The organism is Algoriphagus machipongonensis, assembly GCF_000166275.1.
GTDB lineage: Bacteria > Bacteroidota > Bacteroidia > Cytophagales > Cyclobacteriaceae > Algoriphagus > Algoriphagus machipongonensis.
Window position 1 is genome coordinate 502,379 of the sequence record NZ_CM001023.1, and the last position, 24,254, is coordinate 526,632.

General features: G+C 39.9%; 13 protein-coding genes. 3 read left to right on the forward strand and 10 right to left on the reverse strand.

The window, feature by feature from the left end; all coding sequences use genetic code 11:
- The 4 genes from ALPR1_RS02100 to ALPR1_RS20185 all read right to left on the reverse strand — a co-directional run bounded on the left by ALPR1_RS02100 (position 1) and on the right by ALPR1_RS20185 (position 14,367).
- Complete coding sequence (locus ALPR1_RS02100; RefSeq protein ID WP_008198082.1) at positions 1-5,895, reverse strand: nuclear transport factor 2 family protein; 5,895 nt, start codon at positions 5,893-5,895, stop codon at positions 1-3.
- Positions 5,896-6,359: 464 nt separating this feature from the next.
- A complete protein-coding gene (locus tag ALPR1_RS20180) occupies positions 6,360-9,650 on the reverse strand; it encodes a sensor histidine kinase (protein WP_008198084.1) in 3,291 nt (1,096 codons plus the stop codon).
- Positions 9,651-9,713: 63 nt separating this feature from the next.
- On the reverse strand, positions 9,714-10,112 hold the full coding sequence (locus tag ALPR1_RS02110; protein ID WP_008198086.1) for a RidA family protein: 399 nt from the start codon (positions 10,110-10,112) through the stop codon (positions 9,714-9,716).
- 358 nt (positions 10,113-10,470) lie between these two features.
- Entirely contained in the window at positions 10,471-14,367 is a 3,897-nt protein-coding gene (locus ALPR1_RS20185) for a sensor histidine kinase (protein WP_008198088.1), read from the reverse strand.
- A gap of 626 nt (positions 14,368-14,993) precedes the next feature.
- On the opposite strand from ALPR1_RS20185, the gene ALPR1_RS02120 reads away from it, so the two are divergent.
- Entirely contained in the window at positions 14,994-15,938 is a 945-nt protein-coding gene (locus ALPR1_RS02120) for a hypothetical protein (RefSeq protein ID WP_008198089.1), read from the forward strand.
- A 119-nt stretch (positions 15,939-16,057) separates the two neighbouring features.
- A complete protein-coding gene (locus ALPR1_RS02125) occupies positions 16,058-17,059 on the forward strand; it encodes a hypothetical protein (protein ID WP_008198091.1) in 1,002 nt (333 codons plus the stop codon).
- A gap of 86 nt (positions 17,060-17,145) precedes the next feature.
- Here the strand turns inward: ALPR1_RS02125 and ALPR1_RS02130 are convergent, their stop codons facing one another.
- Both ALPR1_RS02130 and ALPR1_RS02135 read right to left on the reverse strand, forming a co-directional pair.
- On the reverse strand, positions 17,146-17,790 hold the full coding sequence (locus ALPR1_RS02130) for a response regulator transcription factor (protein ID WP_008198092.1): 645 nt from the start codon (positions 17,788-17,790) through the stop codon (positions 17,146-17,148).
- Positions 17,787-19,715 carry a tetratricopeptide repeat-containing sensor histidine kinase gene (locus tag ALPR1_RS02135; protein WP_008198093.1) on the reverse strand — a complete coding sequence of 643 codons (1,929 nt, stop codon included), beginning with the start codon at positions 19,713-19,715 and terminating at the stop codon, positions 17,787-17,789. Before ALPR1_RS02135 ends, ALPR1_RS02130 begins: the two co-directional genes overlap by 4 nt.
- 28 nt (positions 19,716-19,743) lie before the next feature.
- Here ALPR1_RS02135 and ALPR1_RS02140 point away from each other — a divergent pair, with 28 nt between their 5' ends.
- Positions 19,744-20,052 (forward strand): hypothetical protein, encoded by a 309-nt coding sequence (locus ALPR1_RS02140; protein WP_040302469.1) that lies wholly within the window; start codon positions 19,744-19,746, stop codon positions 20,050-20,052.
- A gap of 183 nt (positions 20,053-20,235) precedes the next feature.
- On the opposite strand, the gene ALPR1_RS02145 is transcribed toward ALPR1_RS02140, so the two are convergent.
- From ALPR1_RS02145 to ALPR1_RS02160, 4 genes are all read right to left on the reverse strand, one after another.
- A complete protein-coding gene (locus ALPR1_RS02145; RefSeq protein WP_008198094.1) occupies positions 20,236-20,526 on the reverse strand; it encodes a DUF4440 domain-containing protein in 291 nt (96 codons plus the stop codon).
- Positions 20,527-20,765: 239 nt separating this feature from the next.
- Entirely contained in the window at positions 20,766-21,353 is a 588-nt protein-coding gene (locus tag ALPR1_RS02150; protein WP_008198095.1) for a hypothetical protein, read from the reverse strand.
- Between the two features lie 429 nt (positions 21,354-21,782).
- On the reverse strand, positions 21,783-22,151 hold the full coding sequence (locus tag ALPR1_RS02155; protein WP_008198096.1) for a nuclear transport factor 2 family protein: 369 nt from the start codon (positions 22,149-22,151) through the stop codon (positions 21,783-21,785).
- A 62-nt stretch (positions 22,152-22,213) separates the two neighbouring features.
- Positions 22,214-24,244 carry a S9 family peptidase gene (locus ALPR1_RS02160; RefSeq protein WP_008198097.1) on the reverse strand — a complete coding sequence of 677 codons (2,031 nt, stop codon included), beginning with the start codon at positions 24,242-24,244 and terminating at the stop codon, positions 22,214-22,216.
- Positions 24,245-24,254 lie beyond the last annotated feature (10 nt).

Consider the following 24,254-nt stretch of genomic DNA (forward strand, 5'->3'; position numbering starts at 1 on the left):
TTATTTTGGGTCAAAGGGTAATACAATCGTCATTTTACTTCCTTCATTTATTTCACTAGTAACCAATAAATTCCCACCATGCGCTTTGATGATGTCATGGGTAATGGAGAGACCTAGTCCAGTGCCTTCTGTTCCTTTTTTGGTGGTGAAAAATGGCTGTAGAATCTTTCCTATAATTTCTTCCGGAATCCCGGGGCCATTGTCTATAAACTCGAGCAATACCTTGCCATTAGAGCGATAAGTATTCACTGTCAATTTGGCTTCGTAATTTCCGCTTCCCAGCACATTCATTTTATCCCGCATGGCGTCAAAGGCATTGTTGCAGAGATTTAAAATCACTCTGGAAAAATCCTCCGAGATAATTTTCAGCTCACCAACTTCCTCTTTCAGCTGCAGGTCAATGGTTACATTGATAGGGTTTTTGCCTGCTCTCATACCATGAAAAGCAAGGTTGACAAATTCTTTGATGATGGGATTGATGGCTTTGGATTCCATCTTGTTATTGGAAGCCCGACTGTGTTGCAGCATGGACTTTACGATTCCGTCAGCTCGGGTACCATGTTCATGTACTTTTGCCAGATTACTTTTTACATCCTCGAGAATAGCAATGATTTCTTCCTTACTGTCTGAATCTTGTATATTTTTCAACTCATCAAAAACTTCATCAACCAATTCACGACTTAGATCGGAGAAATTATTTACAAAATTCAGCGGGTTTTTGATCTCGTGAGCAATTCCTGCAGTAAGTTGACCTAGACTGGCAAGTTTTTCCTGCTGTACTAATTGTTCCTGAGCAGCTTTTAGTTCTTTTAGCGCTTTTTCGGCCCGGGCTTTGGCTTTCTTGAGTTTCTTTAAATCTTCTCTGGCTTGGGAGAGATCCCTAAACCGTGAATAAGCTAAAGAGAAAACCGATGAAGCGCGAGCAAGGAGATCCCAGCTTTCGGAGGAAATCTCTCCCGGGGTTGCAGCTCCAATCGCCCCATTAGAAAATTTGGTCAAATGATAGGTTCGTTCAGGTATTTTTTTGCCGTAATAGCCATTGAGTTTGGGAGATTGCTTTGCACAGTAATTGATCCACTCTATTCTATTTTCTCCCTTCATTACGATGGAGGTTTTCTTCTCTTCGCTCTGATAGAAGTCCAGCATTTTTCTACCCACCCAGGTATCTTGATAGTTTAGATTAAAATGGTCTGCTAAATAGGTCTTGGTTCCTTCGCGGATGTCTTTGATGGAATACCAACATTCGGCTAATCCTGTAGTGTTTTTATTGATGTAAATCGAGCTAGTTTCCAGCTCTTCTACTCCTACTAAACCCATTTCCTCACGCATGACTTGCGCTACTTCAATGAGTTCCTCCGGTTCTTGCATAGCCAAAGCCCTAGCTCTTACCCGCTCCAATGCAAGTTCAATTTTTGCTTTTCTGTTTTGCTTTTCAGCAGTAAGCAAGTCTTCAAATCGTCGATATGCCAAGTCAAAAACCCCAGCAAATCGTATCAGCGTGTCGGTAGACTCTTGTGGAGGATTTGGCACTTGTCCGGGCAAACTGAAACCGATCTCACCATGAGTGGTACGTGCGATGACAAAAGTCAGACCTCCAATGGCCAAAATGTCCTCTTTAGATGGCGCATGAGGGTCGGCCTGTTCATACTTGCCATAGGTATTCATTTTGTCAATGTAGTCCCAAGCTTCAGGTCCATTTAAATCCAAGGAAATGATGGGTGAATCACTCTTTTCCCATTCGGCAAGTCTTGATATCTCATCGTGTACAAACTTGGGTACAGTGATGATCATGCCTACTTTTTCTCCATCTTCTGAGGTCATGGACATCTGGTAGTTTTCCGGTGTCCATTTCATATGCCAGAAATAGTCGGCCTCGTGTCCCAAAGAAATAAATTCCTTTCGCATAGAAACCACGATATCAAAAAGTTCGTCAGACTGTCTCATGGCCGTGACCAGAGCACGAATTCTTTCTAATGAGAGCTCAATCTGCGCTTCTCTTGCTTGAGCTTCCGCTTTTTGAAGGTCCAGGAATCGAGTGTAGGCTTGTTCGAAGACCCTTCCGAATCTTTCAAGGATAGTTAAATCATCCTCCGAGATATATTCTTCGCTTACGGTTTGTAGACCACTGAATTTGAAAAAGGTAAATCCTGCTACATAGCGTTTAAGAGCCTTATTTGCATCTTGGACATGTTTTGGAAAGCGTCGAAATTCAGTTTCTGAGTAGAGGTATTCGTCATAGATTTTTTTCTCCTCTCCTTCGATAGTATAGATAAATCGCTTCTTCTGACTCTTCCAAGCATCCCACATCGCATGATGAAAAGGATAATCTTCAAACTTCATGTAATAGGATTCCGGGTCTTTTCCTGTTTCTGGATTTGCAGCCCAGACGGTATTACTCATGTCTTGCTCATCGATGAGGTTGATGATACAAAAGGTAAGGGTAAATTCAAGCTTGGTGAATTCCTGAAGGAGCGTTTCAACGACCGTAGATAATTCCGAAGATTGGTGCATGGCCAAACTTCTTGATCTAATCCGCTCCAGTGCTGCCTCAATTTTTGCTTCTTTTGCTTGTTCCTCTGCTTTTTTCAGATCTAGGTATCGACGATAGGTCTGAGCGAATTGAGAACTAAAACGATGGATGATTTGGATTAAATCTTCAGAGAATTCGATGGGGCTAAAGGCATAAAAAAATCCATGCTCGAAGACAAAACCGTAGTGAAATTCTCTTTCTGGCAGTTTCTCTAAAGCTATTTGGATTTTGTAATCTGGAGCTTGATTCAGCATTTTGTAATAATTGAGCAAATCCTCACCCTCCAATACATACCTATGGAGCGATTCTTGTGCCTTCCAAGCCTTACGGGCACTTTTCAGCAGAGGATGCCATGACATTTCCAAGTGCCCAATATGCAGTTTGAATTCCCCACCTTCTTTTCTTGCTGTCCAAAGCTGATTGTTTTCGTTTTCATGGTTTAGGATCCCAATACCAAAGCGGGTTTGGATATTCACCCCTAAAGCAGTGAGTTCCTCAAACATCAAGACAATGCATTTGCCTATATCCTGGCTATTATGCATGGCCATGGTTTGCGCTCTGACTCTCTCTAATGAAGTCTCAATAGATGCTTTCCTGGCTTGGGCTTCAGCCTTTTGAAGATCTAAAAAGCGAGTATAGCTTTGTTCAAAAACCTTCCCGAATCGCATGACTATTTTATTCTCAGATTCCGTATAGGGAGTACCCGAAAAGTTTTCGATATATAAACTAACATTTGCTGACAAGGCTGTAGTAATAGCCAAACCATGGCAGTTTAAATAAAATGCTTTGGCTTCCTCAGTTACCCCTGGGACATGAGTTAAAAGCTCATTGTAGAATTTATTCTTTTCTTCAAAATCTAGATTTGTAACAAAGAAATCAGTCCCATTCTCTTTGGCATTGTGGAACTGTGTGGCCCACACAGACTCGAAATAGGGATGTGTTATTTTTGAAGGGATATTTTGCTCATCTGCGATCCAAAAATGCCAATCCCCTTTAGGAGTGTAGTCCACTACAAATCCAGCGTGGTCAAGATTGATTTTTAATTGAATGAGTTGCTGGTAAACCAGTTTGATGACTTCCTGAAGTTCGTCACTTTTTTGCATCCCCATACTTCTGCTTCGGACACGCTCCAATGCCAACTCAATCTGAGTTTCGCGTGTCTGGTATTCCGCATTTTTCAGATCCTCAAAACGCTTGTAGGCCAGATCAAAGACTTTGGCAAACCGGACTAAGGTATCCATAGCGTCTTGAGAAGGATTTGGCACAGATCCGGGAAGGCTAAATCCAATTTCACCATGGCTGGTACGAGCCATCACAAATGTTAAGCCTCCTATATGCCGGATATCATCGAGCGTTGGGGCTTGAGGATCAACTCGCTCAAAATCGCCCCATGTGATCATTTTATGAACATAGTCGACTGCAGTCTCCGTCTCCATCGCTAAAACCAAAATGGGATCGTTTCCTTTTTCCCAATCTGCTACCAACTTAATATCTCCATGAATACGTCTTGGCAAGCTCATCACCATACCAATCTGAGTTCCATCCCCAGAAGTCATGGCTTTTTCATAGCTGTCGGGATGCCAACGCATATGCCAGAAATAATGGGCCTCATTTCCCAAGTCGACAAATTCCTTTCGCATGGATACCATAATCTCAAGTAGTTCTGTAGATTCCCTCATGGAAGCTACTTGACCTCTAATGCGCTCCAGCGCTGATTCAATTCTCGCTTCTTTGGCTTGCGCCTCCGCTTTTTGGAGATCAAGAAATCTTGTGTAGGCTTGATCAAATACTTTGGCAAAGCGAACGAAAATTTCATGGGCTTCAGTGACCGACTCGTAGGTTATAAACAATAAAAAGCCTTTGGAAAAATAAGCATTATGCATGACCTGGAAAGTAGGTAGCGGGTGACCTGCTTGAATAATTGAATCAAGAATCTCTCCCACAACAGGCAACGTCCGCATGTACTTGTAGTGTGCCTTTAGTTTTTCGCCCCCCATCTCTACCACATGTAATAGTTTACCTTCTACATGGCCTTTCAGCATCTGAATGAACAATTCATCCTCGTTGGTAGGGGCTATAAATGGAGGTTGCAAGACGCCTTCACTACTCATCCAGAGGGTAACATCCTTTTTATCATCACTCCATATGCAATATCCCGTGCTCCATGCAGGCATGCCCAATGATTGTATTTGACTAAACAATAAATTGGCTGCATCTGCAAGTTCTTCAGATTTTTGCATCGCCATGGTACGCGCTCTTACACGCTCCAGTGCCAGCTGAATCTGCGATTCTCGTGCTTGCCATTCTGCTTTTTGAAGGTCAAGGAAGCGGGTGTAAGCTTGATCGAATACTTTGGCAAAGCGAATGAAAATATTATGGGCTTCGGGTACCGGCTTATAAGTAATAAATAGTAAATGACCATGGTTGAAAAAAGCCACATGGTCAATTTGTTTTTCGGGAAGTGGCACCCCAGAATTATGTAAATCGGTTAAAGCTTCTCCTAAAACCGGCAATGTTTTGAGGTAGTCATAATGTTCTTTGATAACTTCTGGACCAAATTCTTGGATATAAAGAGGCTTACCTTTTTTGCTTTCTTTATAATATTTCAGGAAAATATTTTCTCTGGGAGTTTTGTAAAAGGGGAGGATCCCTGCCGATGAAGTGAACCACTCCAAATCCCATGGAGTCGCTTCAGAACTTTCTTCATCGTAAATGTGAAATGCACATCCCCAATTCTCTATACCCAGTTTTCTAATTTCTTCTTCTAAAAGTATAGAAGCATCTGCCAGCTCCTCACTACTTTTCATCGCAAGAGATCGGCTTCTTATTTTTTCCAATGAGGCTTCAATTTCAAGCTCTCTGGTTTTATTTTCGAGCTCATTCGTCCGACGTTTTATGGCCTCACGCAGCTCTCTGTTTTCTTCATTGATTTGATCATAACCAATTGTTTCCCCTTCTAAAGCCTTGGCGTCAGGCATGGAAAAATGCTGATAAACGAATCGAAATCCCTCTTTTTCCATTCGTAAAGCAGAGGTACATCTAAACCTGCCATAATAATTCCAATCTCCGTTGTTTAGAAACCAGGCATCAAAGAAATGGGTAATGAAGATCAGTTCTCCAATCTTTTCGACCGTTATTTGGTCATTTCTTAATTCAGTTTTTCCTGCTAGTTGATCGGCTGTAGATTCAAAAAATGCAGTTGTTTCTTTTCTGCTTAAATACTCCTCGTTGTCAGTCGAACCAATGAAATGATAGTCGTCAGAGAAGTATGAATCGTAAGTCTTTATATCCCCATTGATATAGGCATAAAGCCAATCTTGATACAGAGCGAGCACTTCGGTCTGTTGTGTTTTTTCCAGTTGCATTGGTATAATAAAATCTTAGAAAACCTCGAAACTTGGGATTTGGAGTGTTTTCAACTCGTAATAAAAATTAGCTTTTACCAGAAACTGATGAAAAGCTGATAATGGGATGCTCCCTTTTTACTGAGGTAGGCTAATAAACTAGTTGGTTTTTTATTGTTTGGTAAAAACAAAATACAAAATCAATTGATGATCTGGACTAGGAAATAGTTGATTTTTAATGAATTGATTGAAATAAAATTTAATTCTTTGAATATTATTAGTTTAATTTTCTTACAAAAAAGTTGATTAGATCAATTGATAACTCTATTCTTTTCTGCTTGTGACCCAACTGATCTTTTTCTAGTTCCATTCACTTTATTGTTTCCGAAATTGTAGGTTTAAGTTGCCATAAATACTCGCTTATCAAACTTATATCTTCCTGACAAATTGATCGTCTATCAATTCAACTTCATCAACAAAAGCATTTATACTTGTTGAAGCTTTTCTTTGATGGGTAAGAAAAAAATCATTTCTGTTCCTTCCCCCTCTTTACTTTTCACCCTCAAATCTCCACCATGCATTTTGATGATATCATAACTAAGTGAAAGGCCGAGCCCAGTTCCTGAGCCCGTAGGTTTTGTTGTGAAAAAGGGCTGGAAAATTTTATTTTTTATGGCTTTTGGGATTCCGTTTCCATTGTCTACTACTGCAATTTCTACTCCTCCACTTTCTCCCTCGAGGTCGACAAGCCTCGAATGGATAGTGACTTTAGGAGCATAGTTTCCTAAACTGCCATTTTCTGCCATCAGCTCTTTTGCTTTGGAGTCCACTGCATAAAAAGCATTGTTGATCAGGTTTAAAATTACCCTGCCAATATCCTGACTCACTACTTCTACTTTGGGAAGGTCTGGAGCTAGATCAGTATCAAAGTCTGCCGAAAAACTTTTGTCTTTAGCTCGGAGACCATGATAACTTAACTTGATAAATTCCTCTGCGATCGTATTAAGATTTGTAGACTGCACATCTCTTGCATTGGTGCGGCTATGCTCCAGCATTCCTTTCACAATTAGCTCGGCTCTTCTTCCGTGCTGCTTTATTTTTTCTTCATTTGACCTGATGGCAGCTGCAATTTCTTTTACCTCAGCATATTCTCTATTTTGGATCATCTCTTCCAATTCATCAATGAGCTCCTGATTGAGGTCAGAAAAATTGTTTACAAAGTTTAGCGGATTCTGTATTTCGTGTGCTATTCCTGCTGTGAGTTCTCCCAGCGAAGCCATTTTTTCTGATTGAATCAATTGTACCTGAGTAGCCTTAAGATCTTTGTAGGCTTTTTCGATTTCTTTAGCCTGTGCCAGTTCTCGTTCCTGATTTTTAATTTTTTCACTAGCCAGGATACGATTTGTTTGAAATTTAACCAATCCATACACTAGCACTGCAAAGCCAAGAAAGTAGAGTATAAAGGCCCACCAAGTGGCATACCAGGGAGGAATTACTATGAAATTGAAGGCGATTTCTTCTGAAAGTGTATTGAATGTGTTTTTGGCCCTGACCTTGAATGTGTAGCTGCCGAAAGGAAGATTGGTGAATTCACGACTGACTTTTTCCTCCCAATTCCCCCATTCTTCGTCATAACCCTCTAAAAAGGTCTGGTACTGAATTTTGTTTTCCCGAACAAAAAAAGGAGAGATATATTCAAATGAAAACTCGTTCCCTTTAAAAGGAATTTCTGGTACTAAACCAGCTAGGTACTTGGGTAAGGCTAATCGTTTTTCTCCTGTCGAAATAGCGCTAAAATGTAGAGGAACCGGATGGTCTACTTTATACTCTTTATTTGGGTCAAGTCTCATTAAGCCCTCATCAGTTCCAATCCAAATTACTCCATCTTGCTGGGTATAACCTGAAGTCACACCACTTGCAGTAATTAGATTGACTGGGTAGCTCTTCAAAAGGTAACTACTGTCTGGCTGTTTTATGGCATATCTTTTCTCACCTTTAAAATCCAAATAAACATTCCCTGTTTCCCCGACTCCTAAACCGTAAGTATCGAGATTAATATCTGCCACTTCATCAGAAAAACTGAATACTGGGTCTTTCTCAAATTCATTGACGCTTGTATTGAAAAAATAAAAACCTTCGATTCCTGAGGTGTACACTTTGCCATCAATTGGACCCTCTGCTAAACCTGAAAGACCCCGGATTCCTTCATTTTCACCGTATTCTTCTACTCTGGCATTAGGCACATCCAGATTTCCTGAGGCAGTTTGGGGGAAAATAATTCGGTATAATATTCCCGCTTGCGTTCCTCCCCAAAGTTCTCCTTCTTGATTTTCTGCTAAAGAATAAACCGAGCGGGCTACCCCAGAGATAGGACCAATATCCTCATACTGATATTCGCCATTACTTTTAAGTTCTCTTTTGAAAACCTCTATGCCATAATTTCCACTGAGAAACACATACCCCTCATGTCTTTTCGATATCAAAACCCTCAAACTCTGAAAACTTTCAGTTTCCGGAATGATTTTCGATTGGCCTCCCTTGATTTCATAAAGTCCAACGCCTGTACTTAAAACGCTATTGGTGTCTTCTACTAAATCAAATACTTGCGTATTGGGGATTCCTTCTACTTTCTTAATTACCCCGTCATTTTTGTCCAGATAAAGCACATTCGTGGATGTTCCGATATAAAGTGTATTATCAAAAGCTGACAATGAAAGTGCATTACCGATTTCGTAAGTATCAGAATAATATCGAGTGAGAGGGGAGAATATTTCGATTTTTGAAAGCCCGCTATTTGTTCCAACCCATAAATTTTGCGTGTTGTCCAAGTGAAAAGCATAGACACTTTGATCGGGAATAGAATTTTTAGTATTGAAATGTGAGACCACCTTACCTTCTTGATCAATAATAAAGAATCCGCTTCCAAGAACACTTAGGGCATAAGTATTGTCAGGCAATGCCAATGCTTTATACAAACTTCTTCCCTGAAGTAAATCATCTATTTCGGTAGGGAAGGGATTGAAATTTTCTCCATCATAATGAAAAAGGCCACCGGAGAATGCACCAACTAAAAACTCTCCTTCCGTTTTATAGGGTAGCAGGACTTGAACTCGATCCCGACCCAGAAATTCACTTCCTGGAATAAGCTCAAGCGTGCCTTCCTCCTCCTTAAATAAACCCAAGTTCATTTGGTGGGTATAATAATCATCATACAAGCTGAAACCGTACATAAACTCTGTGTCGGGTTTCCAAATTTTAAGATTGCTTGCTTGATTATTTTCTGCGGGGGTATAGACAAAAATGGCTTCTCTTGCCTGGAAATAAATTTTGCCTTGCCTTTCACGAATCGACCAGACATCGTTGAAAATAAAATCAGCTGGATACCCTTCTAATAGTGATTTTTCGAGTGTTTTGCCAGTGGAGTCCTCTGTGACCAACCCGAAATCACCTAAAGATCCATAGTAAAGAGTGCCATCAGAGGCTAGCAAGGTAGACCGGACATTGGTATTGAATTCGGTACTGGGTGAAGCTAAAAGCTCCCAGTTTTTTCCATCGAATTTTTGTAATCCTGTGCTGGTGCCCACAAAAAGGTAACCGTCCAAGTTTTGGTTGACATTCCATATCTGTTGTCCTGCAGTACCCAAATCTCCAACAACATAATTGGTATAACTAGGAACACCCTTAGATGAATTTATTTGGCCATGAGTTAAGGAGCTAAATAAAGTCAGCAAAAAGATGCAGGCTATTTGAAAGGATTTTAGAAAGTATTTACCCATTGGTCAATTATTAAATCATCTTCATATTTATTTATAAAACCTTTCGCTTTATAACCAATCAAATTAATTCCCTTTATGTACTTCCAGCTCGATCTCAATCAAGAATTCAGGTAGAGACAAGCCTTTGACTTCTAACCAAGACCCAGTTGGATACTGTTGGGTGTATATGGAATTCCGATATTCTGAGTTTTCTAAAAATGCAGGCATATCCGTGGTAAATACATTTTCCACCACCACATCGTCAAAGCTGCAACCATAGTGATCCAGAACCTTTCCCAGATCTGTATAGCAGTTTTTCACTTGCTGAAGTAAATCTCCTACAGCCGTAGGGCCTCCCTCATCATCCATGCTGACTGCTCCGGAGACTTTGATGCTATTCCCAATCTTCACAGCATGTGAATAACCATAGGCTTTTTCCACTTCTGGTCTTAATGAGAAGTACTCAGGTTTTTCAGATTTCATGGTTTTAGTAGTTTAAAATGTAATATTCTGAAAAGATGAAATATGGGCTACTAAGGATCATCCTTGCCCACTTCAGTTTCCAGCGATAACACCTTTTTCAGGATTATTAAGTATGAAAGTTTTTACCTGATTCGTAAAAATTAAATCACAGAATTCCTAATACAAACTACCCGAAATTGCACTAAAATGGAATCTGTCTAGGACGAAATGCACTCTTCACTGTCCAAAGCCTATTGAAAATTTTTCAGTGATTCTATGAAATTCTCATCTATATCATTTTTGGACAGGAATTTTGTGGAGGGGTTCATTTTATTTTCATAGAACCCTTTTTCCTAAAGGAGATGGTTAAAGTTCTTATTTATGCTTGTTGTAGTTTTTCCTTGATGGGTAAGAAAAAAATCATTTCGGTTCCTTCCCCCTCTTTACTTTTCACCCGTAAATCTCCACCATGCATTTTGATGATATCATAGCTAAGTGAAAGGCCGAGTCCTGTTCCTGAGCCCGTGGGTTTTGTTGTGAAAAAGGGCTGGAAAATTTTGTTTTTAATGGCTTTTGGAATTCCATTTCCATTATCTTCCACGGCAATTTCTACTCCACTTTCTCCTTCGAGGTCTACAAGCCGGGAATGGATTGTAACTTTAGGAATATAGTTTCCTAAACTGCCATTTTCTGCTATCAGCTCTTTTGCCTTGGAGTCTACCGCATAAAAGGCATTGTTGATCAGGTTTAAAATTACCCTACCAATATCCTGACTCACTACTTCTACTTTGGGAAGGTCTGGAGCTAAGTTAGTAGCAAAGTCTGCCGAAAAACTTTTGTCTTTAGCTCGTAGACCATGATAACTTAACTTAAGAAATTCCTCTGCGATTGTATTAAGGTTGGCAGGCTGTACATCTCTTGTATTGGTACGACTATGCTCCAGCATTCCTTTCACAATAAAATCTGCTCGCTTTCCATGATGAGTGATTTTATTAAGGTTTTGTTTAATATCATTTGAAATTTCAACAGCTATTTCGGTATTCCCCTGGGCTAACTCCTCCTGCATCTCGTCGATTAATTCAGTACTCACCTCTGAGAAGTTATTCACAAAATTCAATGGGTTTTGGATTTCATGGGCGATACCTGCTGTGAGTTCTCCCAGCGAAGCCATTTTTTCGGATTGGATCAGTTGAGATTGGGTGGCTTTTAGCTCGGTATAAGCTTTCTCGATTTCTTTTGCTTGGGCCACTTCCCGTTCTAGACTTTGAGCTCGCTCCATCATCCGTATTCTGCGTTTTAAACCTGAATACGCTCCCAAAACCACAAGGCACAGAAGGACTGCATAGATGGAATAAGCCCACCAGGTTTTCCACCATGGTGGCAGTAGGGTGATGACTAGCGATTTACCTACATCGTTCCAAACCCCATAGGCATTGGAAGCGATGACCTTGAAAGTATAAGTTCCCGGTTCCAGGTTTGTATAGGCTGCAAAATTGCGATTATCATAAATATAGTCCTGATCAAGACCTTCCAGCATATGGGCATATTGATTTTTAGAGGGATTGGCATAGTGCAAAGCGGCAAACTCAAAACTGATGTCATTTTGATCGTGCTGGAGTGTGACTTCATTGGTTGCTAGCAAATCTACTTTCAGGGGCGAATCTTCACCCATGTCATAAACTGAGCGGTTTGAAATCAAAAGATTGGATATGATGACTGAAGGTGGAATTTTATTGGAAGCAATAGTTGAAAATGTGGTGATTCCATGATCCCCTCCGAAATAAAAATTGCCATCCGGGGTTTTGTCTGCTGCAAGTGATATAAATGATTCTCCACCTATTCCGTCTTCCTCATTGTAGTTGATAAAGGTGACTTTATCTAAGGATTCATTTTGCATCATCTGGATCAATCCACTTTGGGTAGAAAACCACATTTCTCCATTTTCACCCGGCAATACTGTTTCAATAAAATTGGTAGGCAGTCCATCCTGCTCCGTGTAATAGGAAATTTCATCCTTGGCTATATCCAAAATATTGATCCCCCCATAGGTTGCCATCCAAAGATTTCCATCCTTCTCCAATACATCATAAACTTGTCGGTCACTGAGAGTAGTTGGGTCCAAAGGATCACTGGTGTAGTATTTTACCGCATTTGTTTCAGGATCAATTCTTGTGACTCCCGCATTGACACTAGCTATCCAGATGTATTTTTCTCCTACCTCGATATCCGAGACGTTTGCATCCTGAATGATGATCTCCGCATTTTGCTCATTGACATTGACGACAGTGGATTCTGTAGTTACATCAATATCTTGTTTGAAAATCGCTACCCCATATAGGTCTATAAGATCTGGTTCGGAATCATTCCAGCTATCGTAGTGATGACTGTCATCGGAAGTATATCGAAGGGTATAAGACCCAGGATTCAGTTCAATTTGAGCAATCATTAATCGGTTTTTAAGTGCTCCGCCTGCCCAAAATGAATCTTCTATGGTTTCCATTCCAATAACTGTTTCACCTAGTCCGTTTGTTAGCCAGCCATAATCTGCCATACTTGCAGGGTCTCCTTCTCCAACGGTGACTAAAAAGTAGGTGCCTTTCTCAGTGATCTCAAAACCCTGGGTGAGTTCTTCACTTTGGCCAACTTGCTTGATACTGGCCAACTCCTGATCTGTTTCCAACCATTTATTGATTTGGGAAAGGATTTCATCCGGATAGGTTTGGTTATACTGACTATTGATATGCTTGAAGTTTTCTGAGGAGGGATTTAAAATTGCTAGTCCCCCATTTGTGCCTATCCATAGGTTTCCTTTTTTGTCCTCACGAATCACCCGAACCTGATTGTTTGGCAAGCTATTTTCACTTTCTGATCGATCGTATTTAAATCGCTTTATTTCTTGATAGTTTTCATCCATTTTGATTAGACCATCTCCCCAGGTTCCTACCCATAAGGTTCCGTCGTTTTGTTCATAGATAGATCTTGCTGATCCACCAAACATGTCATTGGAAGAGGGGAAATTAATTTTCTTCACAGAATGATCTGATTCATTGAAAACATCAAATCCATTACCTCTATTACCCACATAGATTTTTCCGGGAGTGATTCTCGAGGCGAATAAGCCATAGGTACCACCAGAACTTAATGAATTGGGATCTGCCTGATCATGCTTGTAAGCGGTGAAAGGTTGATTGACCGGATCATATTTGAAGAGACCTTTAGAACGAGATCCAAACCAAAAAATACCGCTTCGGTCGATCGTTAACCTGGTAAATCTGTTGGTCCAGTAACCAGTATTCATTTTTCTATTTCCCGGAATGATGACTTCTGTATACTTATCACTATTCCCTTCAAATTTTAGAAATCCTCGGTAGTTGTTCAAAACCCAAATATTGCCATCTGAATCTTCATTTATAGAATTTAAATAAGTAGCAATGTCTTCATTACCAGTGTCATACTGAATAATTGTACGTAGTTTATTATTTTCTACATCATATTTATAAATCCCCTGCCGGCTCGTGATCCAAAGGATGTCATCTTTGTCTAAATAAAGCGCCGTAATGAGGTTTTCTTGGCTATTAAAAGTATTTTCAACATCAAATTTGATAGCAGTAAATTCTGACGCGTTTTTTGGTAATTGCATCAGGCCATATACTGATGAACCTCCCCAGATGACTCCGCTCTTGTCTTCATAGACGGTTATTGAAAAAGAAGAGTGGACTGCAGGTTTTCCATTGACATTGGCATAAGGAGCATGTTTCCATGTATCCTCTTTCGGGTCATACTGAAGAATCCCTTGTCCAATTGTTGTTGCCCATACTCTGCCCTGAGAATCTGGCAATACTTTAACAGTTCTGGAAGCTCCGACTGTCTCAAATATGGAGTCTAAATTGTAATTCTTAAAGGTGTTATTTGCCCTGTTAAAATAAGTGAGACCAATTTCATTGGCAATCCATAAATTTTGGATACTGTCTTCAGAAATATAGAATGTCTGGTTATGCTGCAAACTATTAGGATCTCCTATGATGTTGCGATAAGTTTTCCAATTGTAACCATCATATCGCTGAACCCCATTGGCAGTGCTAATCCAGAGTAGGCCATAGCTATCCTGTGTTATGTCCAAAACGACAGGTGAAGCTAAACCATTGGATATGGAGATACTCTCTAGGTTTATTTCCTGAGATTTTAGATCCTCGCTGAAGCAAAAAAAGAGTAAAAAAATGGAAACTGTAAAAACCATAATCTTACTGGTCATTGAGCTATTTGTTGAATACTTCATGTAATTAAAAATTTATAAAGGGCGATCTTATAATTGAAATACTTTCCCTTGGGTGGGTTTAGAATGGAAATGAAAAACCTTTTCTGACTTCTTGATTTGAATTCCGAAGTGTGTCTCTCATTAGAGCAGCGATAAAAAAATGAATCTGATAAAACTTGCATGTCTACTAAAAATATTACAATTCTTACTAATCACTTACTTCTCTGAAAATAAGGGATTATGAAGAGAAATCAATTCTAATCGGCATAAAAAATTGTATTTTTTGAATCTTGCGCCTAAAAAAAATGAAGGTTATAAAATTTTGTTTTGCTATGGAGAGAAGAGAGCTGTCATTGAAAATAGATCAACTAGGATCCGCGAATAAATCATCATCTATCTGTTGAATGAGGGATTGGATTTTTTCTCATAATGGAATAAGTGCGGGTACAATGAAATAGAAATTGGAAAAACATGGAGGCTGCTCGAATGATGGTGATAAAATATCCCCACAATTGGGGATTGATATTGGACCAGTAATCATGGACTTTTGAATCAGTCAGATTAATCGCTTTTCAACCCAGGTTTATTATTAGATAAGCAATCTAGTTTTCGAAGCTTTAGAAGCAGCTTGTCTTAAATCAAAACTTATGAAAAAAACTATTAAACAATTCTATTTCGAAGGCCTCTTTTTTTTAGGTCTTTTAACCACTATCAATATTTCTTCCTTTGCCCAAGGTACAGCTGTTGGAGATAAAGCCGAATCCACTGTTGAGATTTATCAATACCACGATTATGTGAAATCCGGCAAAAGCGAGGTAGTAAAATCCTATCTGCTGAATGAAAAGAGCAAAGATGCTATTAGCTCAAATTGGTGGAGTGCTATAGAAAAAAAAGAAGATTTGGAGCGTGAAGAGCTTTCTTTGGCTAAACTCCCAGATTTTAAAAATTGGAACATATTGTTCACCTATTTGAATGGAGTATTTGTTGGGGTCCAAAAGCAAGACGATTCCTGGACAATGCTCAAGTTTAATGTAGTCGGTGAGCATAGTAATGCATACATATACCCAAACAATGAAGATTATTTAGATGGAAAGACCATCCGTCCCTATGCTTTTCTAAAGAATACAGATGAGGATTTGACCCAGGAAATCGAACTCATGGTTCGGGGAGCAAATATGGGGATATCTCCTGGATATATATACGAAACTCAGCTGACTGCAATTCAGCTTGAAAGAATGTTAACAAAGGAGGGTTTTGTGCGAATCAACCGGACCCAAAACTATGTTGATGAAAATGTAGGTATCGGAAACTTTGAGGTGAAAGCCAAGTCAGGTCATGATTATATCATGATTCTGTACACACCCAAGGAGCAGCCCATTTCACCAATAGCTGTTATCTCTGCGGGAGGCAAAAGTGCTACTGATGGTAATTTCTTTCAAGAATATCAGTTACCAGGAGCACTGAGCACTCTTCCTACCAAGGTGAGCAATGCCGTACATCAAAGTCAATCAGGTACTCATTTTTATATAGACGTGGTATCTGCCTCAGGGACTAATTATGCCCTGTTTGATATTTTTGAATTGAAAAAGTAACAGGATTTTTTAAACAGAAATCCAGTTTTCTCTATCATTAAAATAAACGTTTTCCGGCGTGAATCAAAGGATCCTTCTATCCCTGAAATCTGAAATTTTACAATCTTAAATTCAAAGAAATGAAATCAATATTTAAACCCTTAGCTTTCTTCTCCCTCTTTTTTTTGGGAATTTCCTCTCTTGGTTTTGCTCAAAAATCCCTTCAAGAAATAGCGGAATTGAATGACAAAAAATGGGATAAGCTTGTCAAAAACTACCGAAATTACAGCAACTCGATAGATCAGCTCCAAGGCTTACTCAATGTAGAGCTCCTAGCGGAAGAGAATTTACCAAACCCTAAGAAAATTGGTGTTTTATCCATGCAAGTTTGGGATTACTCGGTAACAAATTCCTCCAAAGTGGCACAAACCACTGTGTATCAGAAAAATTTTCTAACACCGGAAGGAAGCAATCTTGTGGCAGATCATTTCTTGGAGTCTATTCTTCCCATATTTCAAGATCAATTCCAAGCGAAGGGGATAGCGCTAGTAGAGCCTAGTGAGTTTCTCACAGATGAGGAAAAGAGAAAGATTTATGAAGAAGGAGGTAGTAGGATAGAGACTAGCGGTTTGGTCAAGACACTCGGATCTATTACCTCTTTCCTGTACAATTCAAAAATGGGAGAAGGCTCAGTTGCCGCATCAGGCTATGAGTTTTATCCAATCAGTGTTGTGAATATGTCTACAGACTTCAAGGCGCCGGCCACACTTGGATTGCTCGTTGAAGATTTGGATTTAGATGCCGTATTGATTCTCTCAGTTGGAGTAAGCCTTGTCAAGAACGGACGAACTATGGTATTGCATAAAATTGAAGCTGCGATTGTCGGCCCTATAGATGATGACCAATCCAAGGAGTACAAAGGGAGAATTGGGGCAGGTATGATGAATATGTACAGAGATGGTTTGAACTACAGTTCTGTCATGCTTGAGGTAGAGCCTTTTGAAGTCGCCAAAATCAACAAATCAGAAGGAGCAATTGAAGAATGGCAGTTGGACGGACTTGATGTGGTCAGCAAACGAATGGCAGCTGATCTGATTAGGGGTATGGAGAAGTTTATTGCTCTGGATAAGTCGAAAGATTAATTCTTTCTGAACCCTTACTTGCAAAACATGTATGATAGAATCTGGGGTAAAATCCCAGATTTTTCTAAGTAATACCTTGCAAGGACCTATAAATTAATGAGTTGGTTAGAAATTGAAAACTTGACCAAGCCTACTAAGCTGTTTTGATCAGTTTTTTTGAATAGATTTTTCTTATGACTTTCTACCGTATGTCTACTGATGAATAGCTTATCGGCAATTTCCTGGGTGGTGAGCTCCTGAATAATCAATTGGAGTACATCTAGTTCCCGCTCACTCAGCGATTGCAGGATTTCATGCTTTTTGTTTTGGAGTTGGAAATTTGATCTGAGTTTTCCGACAATTTGGTCACTATAATAAATGCCATCATCGAGGACTCGGTTCACTGCATTCACCAGCTCTTCACTTGTATTTTCTTTGAGTAGGTATCCTTCTGCATCTGCCAAAATGATTTCTTGAACATAGTGGTCGTTGTCATGCATGGATAGGATGATGACCTTGGTTTCTGGGTGATTTTGTTTTACCCACTTGGTCAGTTGTAGTCCATCCAGCTCTGGCATACTGATGTCTGTGATAATTAAATCTACAGCGGTAACGGATAGAAATTCCTGTGCCGATTTACCATTGGTAAATTTGCCTAGAAGTTGAATTTCTGGAATTTCGAGGAGTAGCATTTCGATACCCTCCATCACTATGGGATGATCATCTACGAGGATTGTTTTTACTTCATTCATGCGCTATTGGGGACTGTGACCAAAAGATCAGCACCTTGGTCAGAAGAGTTCAATTTGATGGTGCCACCTAGAAATCCCGCACGGGTGGTCATATTTTGCCAACCGATTCCGGTACTATTATGCAATTCCTTTTCAGAAAATCCAGGGCCATTGTCACGATAATTGATACTGAGTGTCTGATTGTTTTCCTGAATTGATAGTTCAATTTGGGAAATATCACCGTGTTTTAAGCCATTATTTACTAGTTCCTGGATGATTCGATAGAGATGGACTTGGTTTTCTTTTTTCAATCTAAGGTCGAATGGGGCTAGATTTAGGCGAAAATCAACCTGATGTGTTTTATTGATCAGCTCTTCCATTTCTTCCAAAGCCTGAAGCAGTCCCTGTCCCTCAAATTTTTTTGGCATCAGATTGTGGGAAATTTGACGCACTTCCTGAATAGAATGACTTAATAAGCCCATGGACTTTTCTTTGGATCGCTGGTCTTCTTCTGAATCAGGGTTTTTGCCTAGGCTTCCAACAAATATTTTAGCTGCGGTGAGGCTTTGACCCAATCCATCGTGTAGCTCCCGGGCTATACGTGAGCGTTCTTTTTCTTCAGCTTCGATGACCGCTTTCAGGCGATTTTTCTCTTCTGCTGCTTTAAGGTCTTGGATTTCTAGCTGCTTGCGGTATCGATTTCTGTTGTACCACAATCCCCCAACCAGAGAGATCAAAATAAAACCACCCCCTGAGATAAAAAGCTGCATTCGGTTGATAGCTTTTTGTTGGGCTATATCTGCCTCTTGCAGAGCGATTAGTTGCTCTTTTTTCTCTGTCTCATATCGCACTTCCATTTCCGAAAGACTGGTAGCTTTTTGGGCATTGAAAAGGGAATCGGTGAGTTTGTTGTAGTCTTCAAGGGCTTTAAAACCCTCCTCCTGATCCCTTAAAGCTATTTTGCTCAGAGCAAATGTCATCAAGGCGGCTGAATTTGCAGATTTTACTTGAAGAGAATCCGAGATGAGTAGCGATAAATCTGCTAGCTGAGCGGCTTCTTCGAATCGCCCCGTTTTTAGGTAGAGATTTGCCAGTTCGGCGTATCGATTCATCAGATGAGATTGATTTACCAAGTCTTTGGAGAGGGCGATTGCTTTCATATAGAGATCCTCAGCCTCTTTGAAGTTTCCCTGTCTTTCCAAGTTGCTGGCCAATCCCGAGTACGATTTTGATTCTTCGATTGCATAGTCCAAGGCATCCGAAATCTTGAGGCTTTCGTACAAGATGGAGTCAGACTTTTCATACTCCTCCAATTCCGTGTAGATAAAAGAAAGGTTGCCCAGAGAGGTCATAATATCGATGCTATCGGGAATGGCCCGTCTGAGATCATGAGCTTCCACCCCAAATGTCAATGCTTTATCATAGTCACCAAGTGATTGGTAGATCAGCCCTATATTGTTGGATACCATGGCTTTATCGTAAAGATTTTCCTCCAAGTCATATACTTTTTTTGCCTCATAAAAATGCCCTAGCGCCTCTGTCAATAGTCCTTTATTCCAATAATACATCCCAATATTATTGTCGAAATGTGCAAGTTGAAGATCCTGACCAGCTTGCTCTGCCAGAGAACGACCTTTTCGGTAATACCAAATGGTGGAGTCGGGCCTGTTTGACTCAAAGAAAACCACTCCTTTGATTCGGTAGGTAATGATTTCTCCCAAAGTATCTTGGTATTTGGTGGAAATCTGTTCTGCCTTGTTGACATAGTTTAATGCAGAATCCGTGTTTTCTTGTGCGTAATAAAAGGCAATTCGGAGTAAATCTAATACCTGATCTTTTTCTTCTAAAGTTTGGAGGTTTTGGCGGAGTGAATCCGGATAGAGATGTACTTGAGCGTTGGCTTCAAAAAAGGCCAAAAAGAAAAGGAGCAAGAAACAAAGCTTCATAGCCGAACATAATAAATACCTTTTTCAGATGAAATCGATTGGGAGAATATTTGATTTTTATAGGAAAGATAGGTTGACGCATGCCAGGTATATGATCTGTACTATTTTTCCTTTGTTCACACCGCTTACTGACGGGATTGTTTACAAATACGCTCAGGGGCTAATTCAATTTGCAGCCACTATGGAAGGGATGCCAATGGTTCCATTTTATGGCTATTCCATGGCGGATTTGTTAGTAATTGGATTGGCAATTTGGGACTCTTACTATGTTGCCACTTCTCCTTTTTTACTTTTTATAAATTTCTTTCTGGCAGACTTTCTCAGCTTGGTTTTATGACCTGACTCTCACCTAAACAAGGACTGATGTTAACCTGAACTTAGGGTAATTTAATTAAATACTGTCCCAAAAAATACCTTCAAAATCGAAATTCGAGTCTATATTCAATATGAATCAAATCCAATAATCTAATAGCACCTCTCTGAAAGTTTTTTCTGCTTTGGCTTCCCATTTTCTTCCTTGCTATTCAAGGGTTAAAGTCACAAACAACTGAGACTGAATCAGCCAGATTCCAGATTTCTTAGTCCATTGAGCTGAATAATTTCCTCCCACTACTGGTTTGTCAGAATCCTCAAAATATCCTTTCCAGGTTCCTGTTTCCCAAGCTAATTTGGACTCTGGATTGACTTTGATCTCTTCTGGAGTTCGAATCCAATACATTTTAGGGCCAGAAGCTCTTTTTATATAATCCTGAAGTGCCTTTTTACCAGAGATCAAAGTCCCTGCGCCTGTAGTAATCAGAACATCATCCATCAGAAAGGTACTGTTTAGGCCTTCAGCAAAAGATCCTATTTAAGATGAATCTGATCAAAGCAGCGGATGTACAATCTACCCAACAAACCATTCAAGCGGTGAAATCTCTTTCCTCAAGTTTGGAAAAGATGAAAGTGCGTTGGGAAAGAATGAAAAATTAATAGGCTTGAGCTTAATAAACTAGAAACACCCCTGTTCTCTTGATCAGGGGTGTTTCTAGTTAAAAATCGCTTTCGAAACTATTTACAGTGATAGTGATTTGCATCCCCTATTCCAAATCCAGGATAGCAATAATAACTTATTTGGATATTGTAAGAACCAATATTGTCTTCAAAGAAGGTGTCGTTTACATAGAAAACTACTTCTCCGCTTCCAGTAAGTTCGGTTGGTCCTTCTCCAACGAATTGTAGTTCTCCTCCACCTACTCTGGCAACTAAGGAGACTACTGGAAAATTGTTGAAAATCAAAACATCTGTTCTTCCGTTTGGAGTGGAAGGATCTGCTTGTCCAGCAAAGTAAAAGCCTACGAGGCCCGAAGCAGTGATAACAGCAGGAACTCCTTCTTTCAGGATGAAGCCTGTAGCGAGACCATCGTCATCAGTTGCTAAAATTTCGTATTCGTCAATCACTTTAAAACGTTCGAGATCCATGGCAGCAGCTGTAGTTCCTGCTCCATTTTGATCCGTAAAAACCTGCCCTGAAAAGTCTGCTCGGTTGACTGCATTCTGCTCTTCAAGTGTTTGATTTGGTCGCATATCTGACATGCTATCGATTCCGCAGGATGTCAAAAATAAAATGGCGAGTAATGGTACAAAAAGCTTTTTCATATGAGTTGAAATTTAAGTGGGTAATAATTATGGCTTCCCTTGAAAGCCATTTCCTATCTCAAAAAAAGTTCTATTGAGATCCTATATAAGTTAAGTATTTTCACCTGATATTCAATACAATAAACAATTTTAAAATACAAAAAAATGTATATGAAAATTAGTTTTATAACGTTGTATTTAATGAGCTCCTATCTTTTATACTAGTTAATCAGGATGAACTTCGGTTTTCATGGAGTTAAAAATTTCTGGTTTTTGTTATTTGTACCCTTCAGGTTACAGGAAATCCAAAACGAGAGAAATGAAGATTGCTGGAAACAATTTATTTGTTTGCAAATAGGAAATATGGGTTCCTAATTGTTCCCTCATTTTTGAAGTTTAAGCAGATCTTTTGAGTATGCAAATCAATTCTTCTCCTATTCCTTTATTAAGTTAATAAGGCAATGTAACAAACAACTGAGACTGAATCAGCCAGATTCCAGATTTCTTAGTCCATTGTGCTGAATAATTTCCTCCCACTATTGGTTTGTCAGAATCCTCAAAATATCCTTTCCAGGTTCCTGTTTCCCAAGCAAGATTGGTTTCTGGATTGACTTTGATCTCTTCTGGAGTTCGAATCCAATACATTTTAGGGCCAGAAGCTCTTTTTATATAATCCTGAAGTGCCTTTTTACCAGAGATCAAAGTCCCTGCACCTGTTGTTATCAATACATCATCCGTCAGAAAGGTACTGTTTAGGTCTTCATCAAAGTTTCGAAGTGCGGCATTAGACCTTTCCCGCTTCGCAAGAATCTGAGACATGTCAGATTCTTGTGCAAAGCAGAAAGCAGAAGTAAGTAACAAGAAAACACAGAGAAGAGGTCTCATTCTGAGTCCCTATAATGATTAAACCAACTTAGAATTGAAGCAGATTTACTCATGAGCATGCTCGGTCTGTTGACTAAACCATGGGATGCGTTGGGGATTCGAACCATTGCAGTTTCTACTTCCTGTAATTTCAGCGCTGCATAGAATTGCTCGGATTCAGCGATGGGAGTTCGATAATCCTTTTCTCCTGTTAAAAGCATGGTTGGAGTTTTTACATTTCCCACGTAAGTGATTGGGGACCTTCTCATGTAATTTTCCATTTCTTCCCAAGGTTTTCCAGGGAACCAATATTTCGTGAAAAAGGCGGGGTTATCTGCGTAAAGAGAATGAGTAAACCAGTTGATCACGGGCTTTGCAACCACCGCAGCCTTGAATCGATCCGTTTTTCCAACAATCCAAGCTGTCAAAACTCCTCCGCCACTTCCTCCAGTAACGAATAGATTCTCTGTGTCTATGTAGCCTTTTTCGATCACTGCATCCACACCTGACATCAGGTCGGCATAGTCATGATTTGGGTAATCGTGATGAATGGAATTGCCGAATTCCTGCCCATAGCCAGTACTTCCTCTTGGATTGGAATAGAGCACGACATATCCTGCAGCAGCATATTGCTGAATTTCATATGAAAAAGCTGGACCATACATGGCAAATGGGCCACCATGGATTTCAAGAATAAAGGGATACTTTTTGTTCGGATCAAAGTTAGGAGGAGTCACAATCCATCCCTGGATTTTCAAACCATCATAGGAAGATTTCCACCAGATTTCTTCCACTTCCCCCAAATTCCTAAAGGAGAAAATGTCGTCATTCAAGGCAGTAATTCTCTTAACTTCTCCATCAGACAATACTGCCAAGTCAGCAGGATGATCTGCTCCTCCTAAAGTGTAGGCAAATTTATTTGTGTTGGATACTGAAAAATCCCCGGCGTTGTAAGGCCTTCCTAAGTCCAAACCTCCAAGACCTTCCACAACAGTTCGGATTTTTCCGGTCAGTGCCACATGCCCGATTTTCGTGTCACCGAATTCATCATACTGGAAATAGATGCCTTTTCCATTACTTTCCCATTGTGGATTTGCAGCATCTCGGTCCAAGTCGGCAGTCAAGTTTTTAATGCCAGAACCATCTAGGTTCATAACATACAAATTGGTCACCTGGTAGCCTTGATAAGAGTCGTCAAACCCGGTATAGGCAATCTGAGTTCCGTCTGGAGAAAGCACTGGTCCTCCATCTGGGCCAAATCTGCTCGTCAATGCCTTGATAGAACCAGATGCCAAATCCAATTGATAGATATCTGAATTGCCAGGCTCTAAATCATGGTTTTCATGAAGATTCGCAGAGAAAATCAGACTTTTCCCATCCTTGGTCCAAATAGGTATTCCATAATCATTGTCATCAAAAGTCCATTGTCTTGCCGTGCCTCCAGCAAGTCCAATGGTAAAGATTTGCTGATTTCCAGATTTGTAATATCCAGCTCCATCCCCACGATAATTCATTTCATCGATGTAGATGGGCGCATCATTCCAGGTAGCGCCTTCCGGTTTTGCAGGAATATTCAGAAGCGACTTTTTTTGTTTTGGTACAAACTGGGTAAATGCCAACTCTTGATCGTCAAATGACCAGGAAACAGATCCGGGAGGATTGGCTGAATTGGTCAGAGCTACTGATTCTTTTGTGTCTAAATAGAGTACAAAAAGCTTCATTTTCTCATCCTGTTGATTGGATCGATAGGCGATTTTGGTACCATCATGAGACCAAACCGGGCTGACATCATTATGATTTCCCTGTGTCAACGGACGATTTTGTGTCCCATCGATATTCGAAATCCAAAGATTGGAATAGTCTCTATCCGTCATGATATCTTTGAAGTTTCGTACATAAACTACCTTGCTTCCATCAGGAGAAATACTTGGATTTGTTACATACTCCAGATTGAAGATGTCGGTTAATTCCAAATTGGTTTTTTGTTGCGCATTTAAACTTGAAAACACGGCCAAAATCATGGCAAAAAGAGAAATGAGCTTTTTCATAGTATGCTAG

Excerpts from the sequence above, each read along its gene's own strand:
- ALPR1_RS02100 (WP_008198082.1), bottom strand. The coding sequence starts at position 5,895 with ATGCAACTGGAAAAAACACAACAGACCGAAGTGCTCGCTCTGTATCAA.
- ALPR1_RS20180 (WP_008198084.1), bottom strand. The coding sequence starts at position 9,650 with ATGGGTAAATACTTTCTAAAATCCTTTCAAATAGCCTGCATCTTTTTG.
- ALPR1_RS02110 (WP_008198086.1), bottom strand. The coding sequence starts at position 10,112 with ATGAAATCTGAAAAACCTGAGTACTTCTCATTAAGACCAGAAGTGGAA.
- ALPR1_RS20185 (WP_008198088.1), bottom strand. The coding sequence starts at position 14,367 with ATGAAGTATTCAACAAATAGCTCAATGACCAGTAAGATTATGGTTTTT.
- ALPR1_RS02120 (WP_008198089.1), top strand. The coding sequence starts at position 14,994 with ATGAAAAAAACTATTAAACAATTCTATTTCGAAGGCCTCTTTTTTTTA.
- ALPR1_RS02125 (WP_008198091.1), top strand. The coding sequence starts at position 16,058 with ATGAAATCAATATTTAAACCCTTAGCTTTCTTCTCCCTCTTTTTTTTG.
- ALPR1_RS02130 (WP_008198092.1), bottom strand. The coding sequence starts at position 17,790 with ATGAATGAAGTAAAAACAATCCTCGTAGATGATCATCCCATAGTGATG.
- ALPR1_RS02135 (WP_008198093.1), bottom strand. The coding sequence starts at position 19,715 with ATGAAGCTTTGTTTCTTGCTCCTTTTCTTTTTGGCCTTTTTTGAAGCC.
- ALPR1_RS02140 (WP_040302469.1), top strand. The coding sequence starts at position 19,744 with ATGAAATCGATTGGGAGAATATTTGATTTTTATAGGAAAGATAGGTTG.
- ALPR1_RS02145 (WP_008198094.1), bottom strand. The coding sequence starts at position 20,526 with ATGGATGATGTTCTGATTACTACAGGCGCAGGGACTTTGATCTCTGGT.
- ALPR1_RS02150 (WP_008198095.1), bottom strand. The coding sequence starts at position 21,353 with ATGAAAAAGCTTTTTGTACCATTACTCGCCATTTTATTTTTGACATCC.
- ALPR1_RS02155 (WP_008198096.1), bottom strand. The coding sequence starts at position 22,151 with ATGTCTCAGATTCTTGCGAAGCGGGAAAGGTCTAATGCCGCACTTCGA.
- ALPR1_RS02160 (WP_008198097.1), bottom strand. The coding sequence starts at position 24,244 with ATGAAAAAGCTCATTTCTCTTTTTGCCATGATTTTGGCCGTGTTTTCA.